We start from the raw sequence: 16,147 nt of genomic DNA, 5'->3' as shown, positions 1-16,147 counted from the left end.
TTTCGGAAACTATATGAATTTAATATCACTACTTCCATAAATGAATCTACTACACATATAATATCGTTGTGAGCCGATCATTCCACCCTACCTGAGGAGGTGAACAACATGTCTACGGAAATTCAGCGAAGCAGGCCGCCTTTGGCGCTCGTCGCTCTCTTGATCAGCGCGTTCGCCATCGGCACGACGGAGTTCGTCATTATGGGCATCCTTCCGGAGGTTGCGGCCGATCTGCAGGTCACGTTAAGCGCCGCAGGCTTACTCGTTACCGGCTATGCGCTGGGCGTCGCCATCGGCGGTCCGTTGATTACCGCCTTCACCGGGCGGCTGCCGCGCAAGTCGCTGCTGTTCGGCCTGATGCTCATCTTCGTCGCCGGCAATCTGATGGCCGCAGTCGCCCCCAACTATGCGGTACTGATGATCGCCCGCATCCTGGCTTCCTTTGCGCACGGTACCTTTTTCGGTGTCGGCTCGATCGTGGCCACACGTCTTGTTCCCCGCGAAAAACAAGCGAGCGCAATCGCCATGATGTTTGCCGGACTCACGCTCGCCAACATTCTTGGCGTCCCCTTCGGCACCTTCGTCGGGCAAATGTGGGGATGGCGCTCCACCTTTTGGATCGTGACGGCGCTCGGGATCATTTCCCTCGTCGGGATTGGCGGACTCGTCCCGCGCATCGCACAAGAAGCCGTTGCGGGTTTCCGTCAAGAAATGCGCGTTCTTCGCAGCAAACAGGTAGGGCTTGCCTTACTGATGACGGTTCTGGGGTTTGGCGGAGTATTCACGGCCTTTACGTACATCGCCCCGATCCTGACCGACATCACGGGATTCGGAGCCGGTGCGGTTACGCCGATCCTGCTTGTGTTCGGAATCGGAATGACTATCGGCAATACCGTCGGGGGTAAACTGGCGGATTGGAGGCTGATGCCCTCGCTTGCCGGGATGCTGGTGCTTTTGACGGCCGTGCTGGCCCTGTTTACGCTAACCAGCTCCTACAAAATCGCCACCGTGATCACCGTGTTCGTCTGGGGCTTCGCGTCCTTCACCATCGTGCCCGCGTTCCAAATGCGGGTGCTTCAGAAAGCAAAAGGCTCGCAGAATATCGCTTCCGCTTTGAACATCAGCTCATTTAATTTGGCTAATGCCGGCGGAGCATACTTGGGAGGCTGGATCATCGACAACGGCCCCGGGCTTCACGCTTTACCGTGGGTAGCCGCCATCGTGACCGCTGCCGGACTCTTGGTTGCACTGGTCAGCTGGTCGCTGGACCGTCAGGATGCCGAATTATCTTCACAAGCCAGGCATGACCGCACGTTAAACACATAATAAGGAGATGGAGACAAAATGAAAATTTTGATCATTAACGGTCATCAAACATACCGCTCGGCGGAAGGAAAACTGAATCAAACCTTGGTCGATCGAATGGTAAGCACGTTGAGCGAAAATAACGAGGTCCAAGCGACGATTATTCAAAACGGCTACAACATCGAAGAAGAGCAGCAAAAATTCATTTGGGCCGACGTGATCATTTACCAGACGCCTGTATACTGGTTCAGCGTTCCCGGACTCCTGAAAACGTATATGGACGAAGTGTATGCTTACGGGTTATTTTTCAAAGGCGCCGAGCAGTACGGCAGGGGCGGCATGTTAACCGGCAAAAAATATATGCTCTCGACGACTTGGAACGCTCCGAAAGAAGCGTTCAACGATCCGACGCAGTTTTTTAAAGGAGCCGGTCTGGAAGAAGCGTTAAGCCACTTGCACCGGGCGCAGGAGTTCCTCGGCTTGCAGCCTCTAAAAAGCTTCGCCTGCTACGATGTCATCAAAAATCCGAAGATCGATACGTTCACGGCCGAGCTCGACGCCCATCTGCAATCGGTATTGAATCAATAATTCGCTTATATCCAAAAAGGAGGATATCTCATGTTGCAAAATCAAAAAGTGATCATGATCGGCGGCAGCTCCGGAATCGGTCTGGAAACCGCGAAACAGGCGATCGCACTCGGCGCGGAAGTAATCATAGCCAGCCGCTCGGAGCAAAAACTGCAAAGCGCCAAAGAGCAGCTCGGACCGAAGGCAGCGACTTACACCCTCGATACGACGGACGAAGGACAGGTGCAGGCATTTTTTGCAAAAGTCGGATCGTTCGATCATCTTGTCGTCAGCGCCGCGGAAACCTCGGGCGGGCCGTTCCTTCAAACCGATACGGCGCAAGCCCGCAAATTGTTCGAAAACAAATTCTGGGGCCAATACTATGCGGCCAAATACGGCGCGCCGCACATTTCAAAGAACGGTTCGATTACCCTGTTCTCCGGCGTTGTCGCCTACAAAGCGATGGTCGGCTCGTCCGCCCTTGGCGCGGTCAACGCGGCGGTTTCGAATCTGGGCCAGACGCTGGCGCTGGAGCTTGCTCCGATCCGGGTCAATATCGTTTCCCCGGGGATCATCGATACGCCTTCGCGCAGCAAAATGCCGGAGGACGCGCGCAAGCAGTTTTACGAAACCGTGGCCGGCAAGCTCCCGGTCAAACGGGTCGGCCAAGCGGAGGATGTCGCGCGGAGCGTGCTCTATCTGATCCAAAACGGTTTCGTGACCGGCACCGTTATGCATGTGGAAGGCGGGCATATTTTAACTTAAGCTGATGTGGGGAAAGAACGTTCATGTCGGGCTTCTCGTAGCCCTGTGAGCTTGGTGAGAAGTGATCAATCGGATTATTAAAAATTTAGGTTAATTAGCATAACGAAACGGCGGCAGTTGAGGAAGAAAATATATCCTCGTCTGTCGCCGTATTTTGTGGTCGATAAACATGTGTGAAAGATGCGGCTTATCGCTTCCTGAATAATAACGGATAACGAAATTTATACTTGACTATGACATAAGGTTATAGCGCATTATATATTAGATCATATATTATTCTTAAAGAAGTAGAGGATTTTCGGAATGAAAGCACAATTTTTCACAGTTAAAGATATTGTACGAATAACAGGTATCACTGCCAGAACATTACATTTTTACGATAAAATCAATTTATTAAGACCAACTCGTTTATCGGATAATGATTATCGGGCCTATAGCAGAGAAGATCTAGAAAAGCTTCAAACGATTTTATTTTTTAAGGAAATGAATTTATCTTTAAAAGAAATATCAGATATAATGCAACTATCAAAGCAAAAACAACTGCAAAAGTTAAAAATACATCATCAAACTTTGCTATCAAAACAACGACGATTAGGTACAATTATTACTGCGTTAGAGGATTATGTATCCGGAAAAGATATATTTAATTTGAATATCTTTAATAACTCGCCAATTATGCCATTAGAAGAACAATATAGTCGTGAAGCCAAAATGATATATGGCGAAACAAAAATATACAAAGATTATGAGAAAAACCTGGAAAAACGATCTGATCATGAAAAAGCAAATTTATCTAATGAATTTTCAAATAATATGGAAAATGTATTTAAAAAAATCGCAAAACAAATTCATAACCCACCTTCTTCTGACGATGTTCAGGAATTAATTGCAGAATGGAAAAGTTATCTCGAACAGTATATGACTTGTGATACAACAATTTTGAGATGCATCGCCAATACCTATAAATCTGATAGCAGGTTTAGAAATTACATCAACCAATTTAGTGATGAAGATTTGAGCGACTTCGTTTATCAGGCCATTATGTGCTATTGTCAAAAATATGGATAATAATAAAGCATGCTGCATAACCAGCATGCTCTACTTTAATAACATTAATTTAAGCTTCAAAATAGCCGGATGACTTCATGATTTTATCGCCATCTATCATTGTAGCCTTCTCTATTGAAATACCCGTTTTTCTCAGGTATGCCTGTACGGCATGATATCCTACAGCATACCCTCCACAGAAAGGCATGCCAAAGCCCTCAGTCTCAGGCATCATTGGATGTTTTCCATATATATATTTGCGAACTTCCATAAACCCTTTGACGTCAAGTGATTTTGAAATTATTTTTTTTGCGGTTTCCAAATCTGCTCCTTGTACATTTGTTACCCAGGGGCCAATGCACGCTTCGCCAAACATGCTGGCTGCAAAGCTTTCAGCCAAACCTTCAACAGCAAGATACTTCCCAACGGATACATCCGTCATAAAGTTCCATTTTGCATTATGGAAAAGTACGTTGTGATGAAACTCATGAGCTATACATGCATTGAGCTTTGGCAGGTTCTTTTCGTTCGGATCAATCATTATTAGTATATAGCCGGGTATAGATCCCATACCTGTATATCCTTCCATCATCGCTAAAAATTCAGGATTTCCTAAGAAAATTCCTACTACAACTTTTTCCGGTACGGGAATGCAGGCTTTTTCAAAGCGCTCTACTGCAGCTTCCATGGCCCTTTGTGCATTATTCCAGGCATCAGCCTTTTCAAGTCTTTCTAACCTTTCTACCATTTCAGAGTCACGGCCAGACAGTTGGATACACCCCATGGCCTCAGGTGTCTTAGGCATATGCATGATTTCAAACATCGGATGAAAAGGTTCGATTAATTTACCGCTAAAGAACTCACTTCTCTCCCCTTCAGGCAAATGAAGCATTTCTTTATATAAGCTTAGGGTGTCTTGTATCATGATTTCCACTAAACGCATCTCCTTGTTATTCGATTGAACTTGTGATATCACTTAGTACAATCTCAACTATAGGGTATGACGTTACGTGAATGTCAACAGGGAGATCAAATTATTGCAATTAACCGCTGAAGATCCGCTTCCAGCATTTCTTCCGTCACGGCGCCTTGGCTGAAAGCAGCGAGCACGCGCAGCGGCATATTCCTGACAAACTCCAGCATCATATCCGAACCGTCCTTTTCCAGCGCATGCATCACCTTGTTCTCGCTGTACTTTCGAAGCATCTCGCGAAAGAGCGGCGACAGCTGCGGATCGTCCAGCAAATCGCCTACGAGCGAGTTTCGGCTAACGGTCTTTTTTAATCTGACGGTCGATTGCACGCGAACCGTCTCTTGAAGCACGAGCTCGGCCGACGATTTTCCGATCAGGATTTCAAAATCGCCGGTCTCCACATGCCAGTCCTGCAGCTCGGGATTGTAGTAGGCGAATGCGCGCTTCTCCAACACGAACTCGACGGTCTTTTCCTCCCCGGGCGCCAGCTCGACCTTTTCAAAGCCTTTAAGCTCTTTTTCCGGCCGTATCACGTTCGCTTGAACATCTCTCACATACAGTTGGACAATTTCTTTGCCAGGGAGTTCGCCCGTATTTCGGACACGAACGCAGATACGTACCGTCTCAGTATCCCGGATTTCCCGTTTGTCGACGGTTAGGCCGGTGTATTCGAATGTCGTATAGCTCAATCCGTGCCCGAACGGAAACAAGGGCTCGATCTGCTTCGCATCGTAATAGCGGTAACCGACAAACAGCCCTTCCTTGTACTCCACCTTGTCCCCTTCGCCCGGAAAATTCAAATAGGAAGGATTATGGCTTAGTTGTTTCGGGAACGTTTCGGCCAGCTTGCCACACGGATTCGCATCGCCGAACAGCAAATCGGCAATCGCGCCGCCCAGCGCCTGACCGCCCAGATAGCCTTCGAGCACGCCCTTCACACGATCAATCCAGGGCATCTCGACCGGTGCGCCGTTACTTAAAACAACGACTACATTGCTTTGCACTTCCGCAACGGCCTCGATCAGCTTCCGGTGATTGTCGGGAATCCGCAAATGCTGCCGGTCATACGCTTCGGATTCGTACCGTTCCGGCAAGCCTGCGAAAATAACCGCAGCCTTCGCTTGCGCCGCCGCCAGCTTCGCTTCCTGAAGCAAGCAATCGTCGATGTCGTCGCTTTCCAACGGATAGCCTTCGGCGTAGACGATGCTGGCTTCGGCTCCTGCCGCTCGGCGCATTTCTTCGTAAATATCGTCCAATCGGGTCGGGTTGATGTGGGAGCTTCCGCCTCCCTGATACCTCGGATGTTTCGCCAACGCCCCGATCACGGCGACCGTGCCTTCCTTTTTCAGGGGCAGTATGCCGCCTTCATTTTTTAACAGTACCATGCTTTCACGCGCGACGATTCTGGCCAGCGCATGATGAGCCTCCGCATCAAACGAAGCATGCTCCTTTTTCCGGTCGACCGCTTGGAAAACAACGCGCAATATGCGTTCCACAGCCTTGTCCAGCGCTTCCTCGGACAGCATGCCGCTCTTCACCGCGTCTACGATTTTCCGGTCGCCGAGCCCGTTGCTTGACGGCATTTCCAGTTCCAACCCGGCAGCCACTCCTTTTGCCCGGTCGTTGGCGGCCCCCCAGTCGGACACGACAAAGCCTTTATGTCCCCACTCTTCCTTCAAAATACGGGTCAGCAAGCCCTCATGCTCCGAGCAATACTCACCGTTGACCTTATTGTAAGCGCACATTACGGTCCATGGCTGAGCCTGCTTGACCGCCCCTTCGAAGCTTGCCAAATAAATTTCCCGCAAGGTCCGTTCGTCCACGACCGCATCAACGGTCATTCTTCGATGCTCCTGGTTATTCACGGCAAAATGCTTCAGCGACGTTCCTACACCTTGACTTTGGACGCCCTGGATATGGTAGGCCGCCATTTCCGACGATAAATAGGGATCTTCCGAGAAATATTCAAAATTTCTGCCGCAAAGCGGCGAACGCTTGATGTTGGCCGCCGGCCCCAGCAGGATCGCAACGTCCTCAGCCTGACATTCCTCCCCCAACGCGATGCCGACTTGCTCCATCAGCTTGCGGTCCCACGAGCAGGCCAAGCCTGCCGCCGAAGGAAAGCAGGTCGCCGGCACGCTGTCGGCGAAACCGAGGTGGTCCAAGCCTCCCCGCTGCTTCCGGAGTCCGTGAGGGCCGTCTGTAAGCATAATCGACGGAATCCCCAGCCGTTCCACCGGCTTCGTTTGCCAGAAGTTCAAGCCGGAGCATAACCCGGCTTTCTCCTCTACGGTCATTTGCGCGATAAGCTGGCGTATATCTCTCTCCATTAGCATCCTCCCCATACGATGAATCCGATGTCAAAAAATAATCGTATTGAACGATTCCGGTTCAAGCTCCAAAGCTTGCGTGCGCGTTCCGTCACTTAGTCGGAGAATCCGCGGCTCGGCGAACGGGTTCGCCACGATCACCACTTTCTGTCCATTCGGGACTGCAAAAGCAAGCGCGTTTCCGGCCCACGGACCTTTCAATCCGATGCGCGACGAACCCGGAGCAACGAAATGCGAGAAATGCTGCATCACAAAAAACTCGGGATTGTACACGGCCCGTTTGGCGGCAGGATCTGACGTGATCATCGAATTTTGCTCCCAGCCCCACGTGCTTCGCCCTTTCGGCTCCAGTACCATGTTCCAATAAATATAGCTGTTTACGCCGTTCGTGAAATAATGCTGATATAAATTAAAGACATACTTCGCATAATCCCACGTGTTCAGACCGTCTCCGCATTCGTTTTCCGTCTGCATGTAGCGAAGCTCCGGATAGCTCTGCACGGTTCGTTGAATCGCATATTTGCCCGCCCATTGATAACCGACGCCTTGAATATATTTGTAAGCTTCCGGATCGCTTAACACGGTATTCGCATAAATATCGTAATCCGAAGTCGATTTGTGCAGCATTTCCTGCCACGGCTCCGGCGCATTGATCGTTCCCAGCCAAATTTCCGTATCCAGCCCGTGCTTCTCGAAGGCCGGCCCTAGATAGTCGCGGATGAACTCACGAAGCTGCTCTCCTGTCCAGACGCACGACGGGAATTTCTGGTCGGCGACCAGTTCATTTTGCACATGAATCTGATGAATCGTAATGCCTTCCTGACGATACGCTTCCACAAACTTGACGAAATAAAGCGCATACGCCTGCAAAATGTCCTTTTCCCAACGCAGCGTTCCATAATTGTAGGCTTTCGGAAACTTCATCCAAGTCGGCGGACTCCATGGAGAGGCAAAAAATTTCAAATCCGGATTATACGTTAACGCTTCTTTGATATACGGAATCAAATACTGACGATCCCGCTCGATAGAGAAATGCTCCATCGCCAAATCTCCGTCCGTCTCGTTCAGACTGTACCATTCGAGCGCATAATCGCTGGCGCCGATCGGCAGCCGGCAGATACCGAGCTTCAGCTCTCCTTCGGGGTGAAATAAGGAGTGAAGCACACGCCCCCGTTCTTCGGGCGTCAAGTGGCTTAACGCCGTAAAACCCAATTCGTTAAAGCAGCCTCCAAAGCCTTCTACCGTTTGAAAGGCTTCGCCTGTAATCGTAAGGTTGGCGTCGCCTCCGGCTTGACCGGAGACCGGTTTTTCCGTCCAGCAAGCGTCTTTCGTGCTTGAAATCCAGCGAATGTCGCGATTGTCCATAAAGTAAACCCTCCTATGTTCCTCCAAATTCTTAACCCGTTACCCTTTTACGGCGCCATCCGTAATCCCTTGAATGATCCAGCGCTGGAAAATAGCAAAAAAGACGACGATCGGGATCGAAGACAAAATCAAGGAAGCCAGAATCAAGCCCCATTCCCTGCTGTACTTGCCGAAAAACATGTTGATCGTCAACACAAGCGTATAATTGCGGAAATCGGTAAGCAGCAGCACCGGAAGCAGGAAGTCGTTCCACAGCCAAAGCATGTTTAAGATCACAATCGTAAACGTAATCGGCAGCAGCAGCGGAAAAATAATCGTAAAATACGTCCTGAACTCGCCGCAGCCGTCGATTTGAGCCGACTCGTCCAGCTCGCGCGGAATGCCTTTCACAAAGCCGTGGTACAAAAAGATAGCCATATTGATGCCTAGTCCCGCACATACGATCCCAAGCCCCAGCGGCGAACCTTGCAGCCCCAGCCCTTTGGCCATTTTGGTCAAGGTGACCATGATTGTCTGGAAAGGAATCAGCATCGAAGCGACAAACAGCATAAACACAAAATTGCTTAGTCTGCCCCGCGTCCGGGAAAGCTTATATCCGGCCAAAGAGCTGAAAAAGACGATTCCCGCAATCCCCGTCACCGTGACCACGACGGTATTCCAGGCGCTTCTGAGCATGTTCGCTTTCTTGAACGCCTGAACGTAGTTGTCAAATTGCGGACTAGTGGGGAAGCTTAAGACGGAACGGTACATATCGCCCGGCGATTTCAAGGAATTGATGATCGCCATATAAATCGGGAACAGGAAGTAGACCGCCAGCAAGGACAGCACGACGAGCGACAAAACGGAATACATTCGCCTGTTCACGCTTCCACCTCCCGTTTCTTCATCACCGACACTTGAACGAGCGTAATGACTAGAATAATCAAAAAGAGGATGATCGCCTTGGCGCTGGCATAGCCGTAACGGTAGTTGCGCTGATAAGCCTCCTCCAAAATATTCATCGTAATTACCTGTGTAGCCCGGGCAGGACCTCCTCCGGTCAATGCAAAGATGAGGTCATACACTTTGAACGAGCTGTTCAAGGTCAGGAAAATGCAGATCGTCAGCGCGTGCGTGATTAAAGGCAGCGTAATGTACCGAAGCATATGATACGGCTTGGCTCCGTCGATAATGGCCGCTTCCTTCAAATGCTGCGGTATGCCTTGGATGGCGGACATATATATAATCATCAGGGTGCCGACGCCGCCCCATACGGAAACGAGCATGATGCTCCAGAACGAGACGTTCGGGTCACCGAGCCAGGATTGACCGAGAAATTTTAAAGCGGCATATTCGGACAGGGCGGGCATCACTTTTGTAAACACGAACACCCACATAAACGTACTGATAATGACGCTGAGCATATTGGGCATGAAAAAGATCGTTCGGAAAAATCCCTTCGCTCTTTTTTGCGACTCAATCAGTAGAGCGAGCAGCAGTGCCAGGGCGTTTTGCAGCACGACCGCAAACAAGACATACTTGGCGGTAAATAAAAGCGCCGTTCTGAAGTTGGCATCGTCGCGAATGGCTTCGACGAAATTTTGGAGCCCGACGAAGCTGTAGGACTTATTCAAGCCGTCCCAGTTCGTGAAGCTGTAGTAAGAGCCCTGCAGCACGGGAATGACCAAGAAAATGACATATAATATAAAAGCAGGCAGTACGAACAAAATCAGAGAAGTCGTTGCTTTGGACGGGCGTTTCAGCATGATGTTCAATTCCTCCTTCGGGGAAGCCGCGCCCTGTTCTCAGCAGAACGGTTGGCTGCGGGAACAGGGCGCGACGCTCTCTTGCGGACACTTATTTTTTATTGGCGGCCGCGTTGGCATCCTTCCAGGTTTTATCCAGATCCTTGATGACGTCTTCTTTGGACATCTTCTTGCTGAAGTAGGCCTGCAGCGCTTTGCCCCCCTCGTCTTTAACTGCAGAAGGAATCGACGGGTCCTTGTAGGATTTCCCTTTGTTCACGTAGCTCGAAGCTTCCTCCACCCAAGGATAAGGCTTGAAGGTATGGGTTTTGGAGACGGGATTGAACTTCAGGCTTTGATAAAGCTCGTTCGACGCTTGATCGTCCAAGATATAGTTCAGCAAGTCTTGCGATACCTCTTTATTTTTGCCGTTCGGGGCCATCGCCAAGGAGGTGGATACGGATACATTAATCATCGTCGCATTCGGATCGTCATTGATCGGCAGCGGCGCGACGCCGAAATCGAGCTTGTCGTTGACCTTCAGGATGCTATCGGAATCCCAAGGCCCTTGCACCCACATGGCGGCCTTGCCGCTCGCGAACTCGGCGGCTCCGTCATCGTTGCCGATTTCAAAAGCGCGGTCCGTCCCGTTCGCGTTCACAAGGTCGATAATGTCGAACATCTCCTTGATATCCGCGAAGCTGCCCTGTCCCTTGTTCATGCTGTCGATAAAGTCTTTGTGGCTCGAATTGACCAATCCGCCGATGGTAAGCGAAAGGAACAGCTGCGGAATCCAGCCTTCTTTGTAGCTGAGAAGAAAAGGCTTGACGTTATTGTCTTTCAGCTTCTGTGCAACCGCCTTCATTTCTGACAGCGTGGCAGGCGGCTTCAGTCCCAAATCGTTGAATATTTTTTTGTTGTAGAGATAGCCCCACTCCAGACTTTCCATCGGAACCGCCACCACTTTATTATCGATCGAGACGATGGGCTTGATCCCGTCGCTCAGCTTGCTTGCCAGCGGCTGGCTGGATAAATCCGACAAATAGCCGGCTTTGTAATAATCCGGAATCTCGTTCACCGCATGGATGGAAAAGATGTTCGGCACATCTCCGGTAGCGAGCCGGGTTTTCAAAATTTGCGCGGCATTCTCCGCTCCCGGATACTCGGAGTTAATCGAGACTTCGATATTTTTCTCTTTCTTTTCCTTCTCGGCAAACTGGGCGAAGTACTTGTCGAATTGATCGCGGAAACGGTCCAAGCCCCCGAGGAAAATTTTCAGCTCGACCTTTTTCGGTGCCCCCGCGGCTTGGTTCCCCTGCGCTCCTGAACCGTCGGCGTTATCGCCGCTTCCGGCCGATGAACAAGCGACCGTAGACCCCAGCATGAGAATAGCAGCTGCTGTTGTAAGTGCTTTCTTCATTGCTTGTATCCTCCCTTTTTCGTGATGGCGCTTACGTGTTTAGTATAATCGGGAGTGCGCCTGGGCGCATTGGACCGGATTTGCGTCATGGACTGGACGATATTGATATTAGACTTGAGGCTCCTGCCGGACTTGATTGGGAGTAATCCCGGTTACTTTTTTGAACAAGCGGTGAAAATAAGTAATATCCGAGTAGCCTACGGCTTCCGCTGCGCTTTTAATGGAATTGGCCGGATCTAGCAGCAGCTGTTTTGCTTTGTCCATCCGTTTGGAAATGATGTAATCCACGACCGTCGAGCCGGTTTCCTGCTTAAACGTCCGGGACAGGTGCTCCTTGCTGACGAAAAATCGGCCGGCGACCGATTCCAAGGTGATCGATTCCGCGAAGGAAACGTCGATATACTGTCTGACTTCGTCAATGTCGATCCTGTTCTTGCTTCTTCTCCGGTGAATCGATACCTCCAACACGGCAGCGTACGCGGCGGACAGCACCTCGATCCACTGCGGCAGAGGCGTGTCGTCCGAAACGTAAAAGTTATTGGCGCATGCCGGAATCGCGAACGCCGCATCCGTTCCCGCCATGGACGCCTGTTCCTCCAGCAATAAGAGGAATTGCTTGTACAACGTATTGTTAAAGCCGGGCTGGAACGGTTCCCGGGCTCTCAATACTTGCTCCAATTCCTTGAACCGGCCCTGAACGGCCTCCACCTGCATGCCCTGAAAATGGCCGGAAATGATCCGCTTATACTCCGTGATGATCTTCAGCATCGGTTTGTCCAGCGGCTGCACGGTATGAAGCCCCCGGGCGATCCGCCATTCCCGGACGGCCTTTTCCAGCGCCATGTTCAGCTCCTCCGGGTGGATCGGCTTCAAAATGTATTCATCGACTTTGGATCGTATTGCTTGTTTGGTATAAGAAAAGTCGTCATAGCCGCTGATCACTATTTTGCGGATAAACGGGTAGTCCCCCGTCAGCTTCTGCAAAAGCTGAACCCCGTTCATCCCGCGCATCTTCATGTCCGTAATGACAATTTCCGGGTTGATTTCATCGATGATTTTCAACGCGCTCAAGCCGTCCTCCGCTTCCTCGACCCGATCGATGCCGAAACGCGCCCAGTCGGCCAGCTGCCGAATGCTGCTCCGCGTCCAAAATTCGTCGTCAATAACGACAGCCTTCATACGGCTTCCTCCTCTCCATGCTGCGGAACGGCAGGAATGACGACTTTGACCGTCGTACCCGCTCCTGCCCTGCTGTCGATAAACAATCCGTACTCTTCCCCGAAAATAAGCTTAATCCGGGAATGCACATTGCCGAGGCCCAGGCTCTCGCCCAGCTCCCGGTCTTCCGATTCGTCGTTCAACCGGCTGCGCAGCTCTTCCAGCCGCGATTCCTCCATGCCGACACCGTTATCCTCGATGCTGATCTCGATTTCATCCAACACCTTCTGCGCTGTAATCGCGATGGACCATTCCGCCATTTTCTCCTCAAGCCCGTGAACAAAACAGTTCTCGACGATGGGCTGTAGCGAGAACTTCGGAATCTGACAGGACCGGCATTCGTCATCGACATCCAGATGAATGCGGATCATGTCCTGAAAGCGTAATTTTTGAATCTGCAAATAATTGCTCACGTGCTCCAGCTCATCCGCGACCGTGACCAAGTCCGACTTCATTCGGATCGTGTAGCGGAATATATCGCTAATCGCGCGGACATGCTCGTAAATTTCGGGAACGTTCCGCGAGATGGCGATACCGCCTATGGCCTGCAGCGCATTTTGCAGAAAATGCGGATTGATCTGCGCCTGCATCGCTTTCAGCTGCGCCGTCCGCTTCTCGATCTTGCTTTTGTATTCAATCTGGATCAGCTCTTTGATCCGCTGAAGCATGGAATTAAACCGCCGCTCCAGCGTGCCGATTTCATCGCTGCGTATGTCGCTCACGCTAACATCGAAGTTTTGGAATTCCACCGCTTTCATCGATTTCGTCAGCCGGATGATCGGTTTCGTCGTGTAATAGACGGTCAAGATCGCGGCCATGATCGCCAGCACAATAAATATAACAGCGGTGAAAAAACTGAAGCTCAGCGTCGACGAAGCGCCTTTTGTCAAATAATTCATCGGAATAAACTTAACAATCCGGAGCTGACCCGATACGGCGGGCTGGTAAAAGATTAACCCCTGCTTCAGCTCCATGTGTCCGGGCCCGTCCGAATTTGCGGCAGCCTTCTTCAATACTTCGCTGGGCAAAGCCTCTTGCTGCAAATTCGCATAAGGGTTATACATCATATTTCCTTGATTGTCCAAAATCATCACTTGGCTGTTCGGTTCGGAATGGATCATGTCCAGCACGCTGTTCATCATATTCCAGCGAACATCCAGCGATATCCCGCCAAGAACCTCCCGATTCTCAAACCGGTTCATCGTGCGTACCAGGGTAAAATTATTATGTGCTGCATTCACCACCCTGTTAACGCTTTCAAACGATTGATCCAAATCTCCCCAGTTGCCGAAGGGAGCATGAAGCTGCCCGGTTGAACTCACCGCATCTTTATCGACGACGAATAAACGGTGCTTGGACTTCAAATAAAGCGAAATCCGCACGATATTTTTATTATTGGCGATATATAAGGATCTTAGCTTCTCTTGAATATAGGAGTCCGCCGCATCGGGGCTATTCACGCTATTGTCCGATCCCCCGCTTCCGTTTGGAAACAGGTTATTATCTAGCAGAAGGGAATAGCTCACCGCCTGCAGCTGATCGAATTTTTCATCCAAATATTTCGCCGCCCAGTCCATTCTCGATTCGTTGGAACGGATCACTTCCAGGCTCAAAGATTGCTTGGTCGTCTTCGCCGCAAACAGGGTAACCAGGATTAACGGCATAATCGCAATCGTCACCATCAAAAGCATCAGCTTGTACCTCAGGCTCTTCTGAAAACGATGGAAGAGTCGCTTCATCATGGTGCCGGCCTCCCATAAAATCAAATGTCCGCCTTTATTGTAGCAGATTCAGTAGGCACCGGCAGCAAAGCGATAAAAATTGTTTATCGGTCCATTTATTTCCTAACTGAAAAAGGGCAGGCCGAATGCCAATTCGTCCGCCCTTTTTTTACAGTTGAATGATGCTTTGGTTACCGGTACGCCTGCAATCTCCGATTCAAGTCCCGGGTGCTGGCGTAAACCGATTGATATATTCCGAATAAGTCCTGGTACACCGCCGCACGTTGCGGGTCCGGTTCAAATTGCCGTTCATAGCCGACGAACCGCTCAGCGCACTCCGCTATGCTTCCGAACCAGCCGCAGCCGACCGCGGCAAGCATGGCCGCTCCTAAGGCAGGGCCCTGCTCGCTAGTCAGCTTCACGACCGGAGCTTGGAAAATATCCGCCTGCATTTGCAGCCAAACCTCGTTTTTGGCCCCGCCGCCGATGGAGACGATCGTGCCTACTTCGACTCCCGCTTCCCTCAACAGCCCGACCGACTCATTTAAGGAAAAAGTAATCCCCTCCATCACGGCCCGAACCAAATGCTCGCGCCGATGCGAGCCGTCCAGCCCGATAAAGCTGCCTCTGATCACCGAATCCGCATGAGGCGTGCGCTCCCCGACGAGATACGGCGTAAATAACAGTCCTCCCGCCCCGGCCGGCACCTCGGAAACCTTCGCCAGAAAAGCGTCATAGCTTTCCCCGGCTGCGATCGTTTTCTTGAGCCAATCCAGACTGTATCCCGCCGCAAGCGTGACGCCCATCGCATAATAGCCGCCCGGCCGCGAGTGGTTAAAGAAGTGAATATTCCCCGCGAAATCCTTCTCCTGATCCTCATAGGACAAGATGACCCCCGAGGTTCCAATGCTGCACAAAGCGTCGCCCTTCTTTAAAATACCGGCTCCGACCGCGCCGCACGCATTATCGGCTCCTCCCGCATACACTTTCGTATCCGGCGAGAGCCCCGTCCGGTCAGCGATTTCCGGTAACAAGCAGCCGACGAACTCCAGCGATTCCGCAAGCTGCGGACACAGGCTCATGTCGATGCCGAAGGCATCGCAAATTTCCTGGCTCCATTGCTTCTGCATCACATCAAGCAGCAGCGTGCCCGCGGCATCGGAAATATCCATATGCAGCTTGCCTGTCAGACGGTAGCGCAAATAATCTTTGGGAAGCAGGAACACCGCCGCTTTGCGGAATACCTCCGGTTCATGCTCCTGCACCCACATGATTTTCGGGAGCGTAAAGCCTTCCAAGGCGGCATTTTTCGTAATGTGATACAGCCTCGGCCCAAGCTTGCTTTCGATCGTTCTGCACTGCGCCGTCGTTCTCGTGTCGTTCCATAGAATCGCCGGACGAAGCACCTGCCCTTGTTCATTCAGCAACACCAGTCCATGCATCTGACCCGAGAAGCTGATCCCTTCGATATCCTTCGGCTCCACTCCCGACTCCTGCACCAAAGCGCGCAAACCGTCTACGGTTTGATTTACCCATGCCTCCGGCTCCTGTTCGCTATATCCGGGCTGCTCGTGCTGCAGCGAATAGCTCCGCGACGTCTCGCAGCGCACCTTCCCTTCTTGATCGACAAGAAGAGCTTTTACGGAACCGGTGCCTAAATCAATCCCTATCACATATTTCATGCCCTATCCTCCCCAAGGAGTGATCGTTCG

Annotated in this window: 13 protein-coding genes; 4 read left to right on the top strand and 9 right to left on the bottom strand. The window is 51.0% G+C overall.

Annotated elements, in window-relative coordinates; all coding sequences use genetic code 11:
* The first annotated feature begins 108 nt into the window (after positions 1–108).
* From PEL01S_RS16640 to PEL01S_RS16625, 4 genes are all read left to right on the top strand, one after another.
* On the top strand, positions 109–1,326 hold the full coding sequence (locus PEL01S_RS16640) for an MFS transporter (protein WP_127461084.1): 1,218 nt from the start codon (positions 109–111) through the stop codon (positions 1,324–1,326).
* Positions 1,327–1,344: 18 nt separating this feature from the next.
* Positions 1,345–1,893, top strand: coding sequence for an NAD(P)H-dependent oxidoreductase (locus PEL01S_RS16635; RefSeq protein ID WP_127461083.1), 549 nt, complete (start codon positions 1,345–1,347; stop codon positions 1,891–1,893).
* 30 nt (positions 1,894–1,923) lie between these two features.
* Positions 1,924–2,637, top strand: a complete 714-nt coding sequence (locus tag PEL01S_RS16630; protein ID WP_127461082.1) for an SDR family oxidoreductase — start codon at positions 1,924–1,926, stop codon at positions 2,635–2,637.
* Positions 2,638–2,940: 303 nt separating this feature from the next.
* Positions 2,941–3,705, top strand: a complete 765-nt coding sequence (locus PEL01S_RS16625) for a MerR family transcriptional regulator (protein ID WP_127461081.1) — start codon at positions 2,941–2,943, stop codon at positions 3,703–3,705.
* Between the two features lie 49 nt (positions 3,706–3,754).
* On the opposite strand, the gene PEL01S_RS16620 is transcribed toward PEL01S_RS16625, so the two are convergent.
* The 9 genes from PEL01S_RS16620 to xylB form a co-directional block, all read right to left on the bottom strand.
* On the bottom strand, positions 3,755–4,609 hold the full coding sequence (locus PEL01S_RS16620) for a DUF2268 domain-containing putative Zn-dependent protease (RefSeq protein ID WP_255320117.1): 855 nt from the start codon (positions 4,607–4,609) through the stop codon (positions 3,755–3,757).
* Between the two features lie 104 nt (positions 4,610–4,713).
* A complete protein-coding gene (locus PEL01S_RS16615; protein WP_127461079.1) occupies positions 4,714–6,987 on the bottom strand; it encodes a beta-glucosidase family protein in 2,274 nt (757 codons plus the stop codon).
* A gap of 30 nt (positions 6,988–7,017) precedes the next feature.
* Positions 7,018–8,352: a glycoside hydrolase family 30 protein gene (locus tag PEL01S_RS16610; RefSeq protein ID WP_127461078.1), complete on the bottom strand. Its 1,335-nt coding sequence runs from the start codon at positions 8,350–8,352 to the stop codon at positions 7,018–7,020.
* A 39-nt stretch (positions 8,353–8,391) separates the two neighbouring features.
* Positions 8,392–9,204: a carbohydrate ABC transporter permease gene (locus PEL01S_RS16605; RefSeq protein WP_163768256.1), complete on the bottom strand. Its 813-nt coding sequence runs from the start codon at positions 9,202–9,204 to the stop codon at positions 8,392–8,394.
* 8 nt (positions 9,205–9,212) lie between these two features.
* Positions 9,213–10,097, bottom strand: coding sequence for a carbohydrate ABC transporter permease (locus PEL01S_RS16600; RefSeq protein ID WP_127461076.1), 885 nt, complete (start codon positions 10,095–10,097; stop codon positions 9,213–9,215).
* A 91-nt stretch (positions 10,098–10,188) separates the two neighbouring features.
* The gene (locus PEL01S_RS16595; RefSeq protein WP_127461075.1) at positions 10,189–11,496 is read right to left on the bottom strand and encodes an ABC transporter substrate-binding protein; all 1,308 of its coding nucleotides are present in this window, start codon (positions 11,494–11,496) and stop codon (positions 10,189–10,191) included.
* 108 nt (positions 11,497–11,604) lie between these two features.
* Positions 11,605–12,675, bottom strand: coding sequence for a response regulator transcription factor (locus PEL01S_RS16590; protein WP_127461074.1), 1,071 nt, complete (start codon positions 12,673–12,675; stop codon positions 11,605–11,607).
* Positions 12,672–14,456 carry a sensor histidine kinase gene (locus tag PEL01S_RS16585; protein WP_127461073.1) on the bottom strand — a complete coding sequence of 595 codons (1,785 nt, stop codon included), beginning with the start codon at positions 14,454–14,456 and terminating at the stop codon, positions 12,672–12,674. The genes PEL01S_RS16590 and PEL01S_RS16585 overlap by 4 nt, the downstream gene beginning before the upstream one ends.
* A gap of 170 nt (positions 14,457–14,626) precedes the next feature.
* Entirely contained in the window at positions 14,627–16,117 is a 1,491-nt protein-coding gene (xylB, locus tag PEL01S_RS16580; RefSeq protein ID WP_063184434.1) for a xylulokinase, read from the bottom strand.
* Positions 16,118–16,147 lie beyond the last annotated feature (30 nt).

Origin of the sequence: Paenibacillus elgii NBRC 100335, from assembly GCF_004000865.1 — a bacterium.
In the GTDB taxonomy this organism is placed as follows: Bacteria; Bacillota; Bacilli; order Paenibacillales; family NBRC-103111; genus Paenibacillus_G; species Paenibacillus_G elgii.
Note: the sequence above shows the minus strand (reverse complement) of the source record. Positions and strands in the feature narration are given on the sequence as shown.

Coding starts and splice junctions, on each gene's coding strand:
- PEL01S_RS16640 (WP_127461084.1), top strand. CDS start 109: ATGTCTACGGAAATTCAGCGAAGCAGGCCGCCTTTGGCGCTCGTCGCT.
- PEL01S_RS16635 (WP_127461083.1), top strand. CDS start 1,345: ATGAAAATTTTGATCATTAACGGTCATCAAACATACCGCTCGGCGGAA.
- PEL01S_RS16630 (WP_127461082.1), top strand. CDS start 1,924: ATGTTGCAAAATCAAAAAGTGATCATGATCGGCGGCAGCTCCGGAATC.
- PEL01S_RS16625 (WP_127461081.1), top strand. CDS start 2,941: ATGAAAGCACAATTTTTCACAGTTAAAGATATTGTACGAATAACAGGT.
- PEL01S_RS16620 (WP_255320117.1), bottom strand. CDS start 4,609: ATGATACAAGACACCCTAAGCTTATATAAAGAAATGCTTCATTTGCCT.
- PEL01S_RS16615 (WP_127461079.1), bottom strand. CDS start 6,987: ATGGAGAGAGATATACGCCAGCTTATCGCGCAAATGACCGTAGAGGAG.
- PEL01S_RS16610 (WP_127461078.1), bottom strand. CDS start 8,352: ATGGACAATCGCGACATTCGCTGGATTTCAAGCACGAAAGACGCTTGC.
- PEL01S_RS16605 (WP_163768256.1), bottom strand. CDS start 9,204: ATGTATTCCGTTTTGTCGCTCGTCGTGCTGTCCTTGCTGGCGGTCTAC.
- PEL01S_RS16600 (WP_127461076.1), bottom strand. CDS start 10,097: ATGCTGAAACGCCCGTCCAAAGCAACGACTTCTCTGATTTTGTTCGTA.
- PEL01S_RS16595 (WP_127461075.1), bottom strand. CDS start 11,496: ATGAAGAAAGCACTTACAACAGCAGCTGCTATTCTCATGCTGGGGTCT.
- PEL01S_RS16590 (WP_127461074.1), bottom strand. CDS start 12,675: ATGAAGGCTGTCGTTATTGACGACGAATTTTGGACGCGGAGCAGCATT.
- PEL01S_RS16585 (WP_127461073.1), bottom strand. CDS start 14,456: ATGATGAAGCGACTCTTCCATCGTTTTCAGAAGAGCCTGAGGTACAAG.
- xylB (WP_063184434.1), bottom strand. CDS start 16,117: ATGAAATATGTGATAGGGATTGATTTAGGCACCGGTTCCGTAAAAGCT.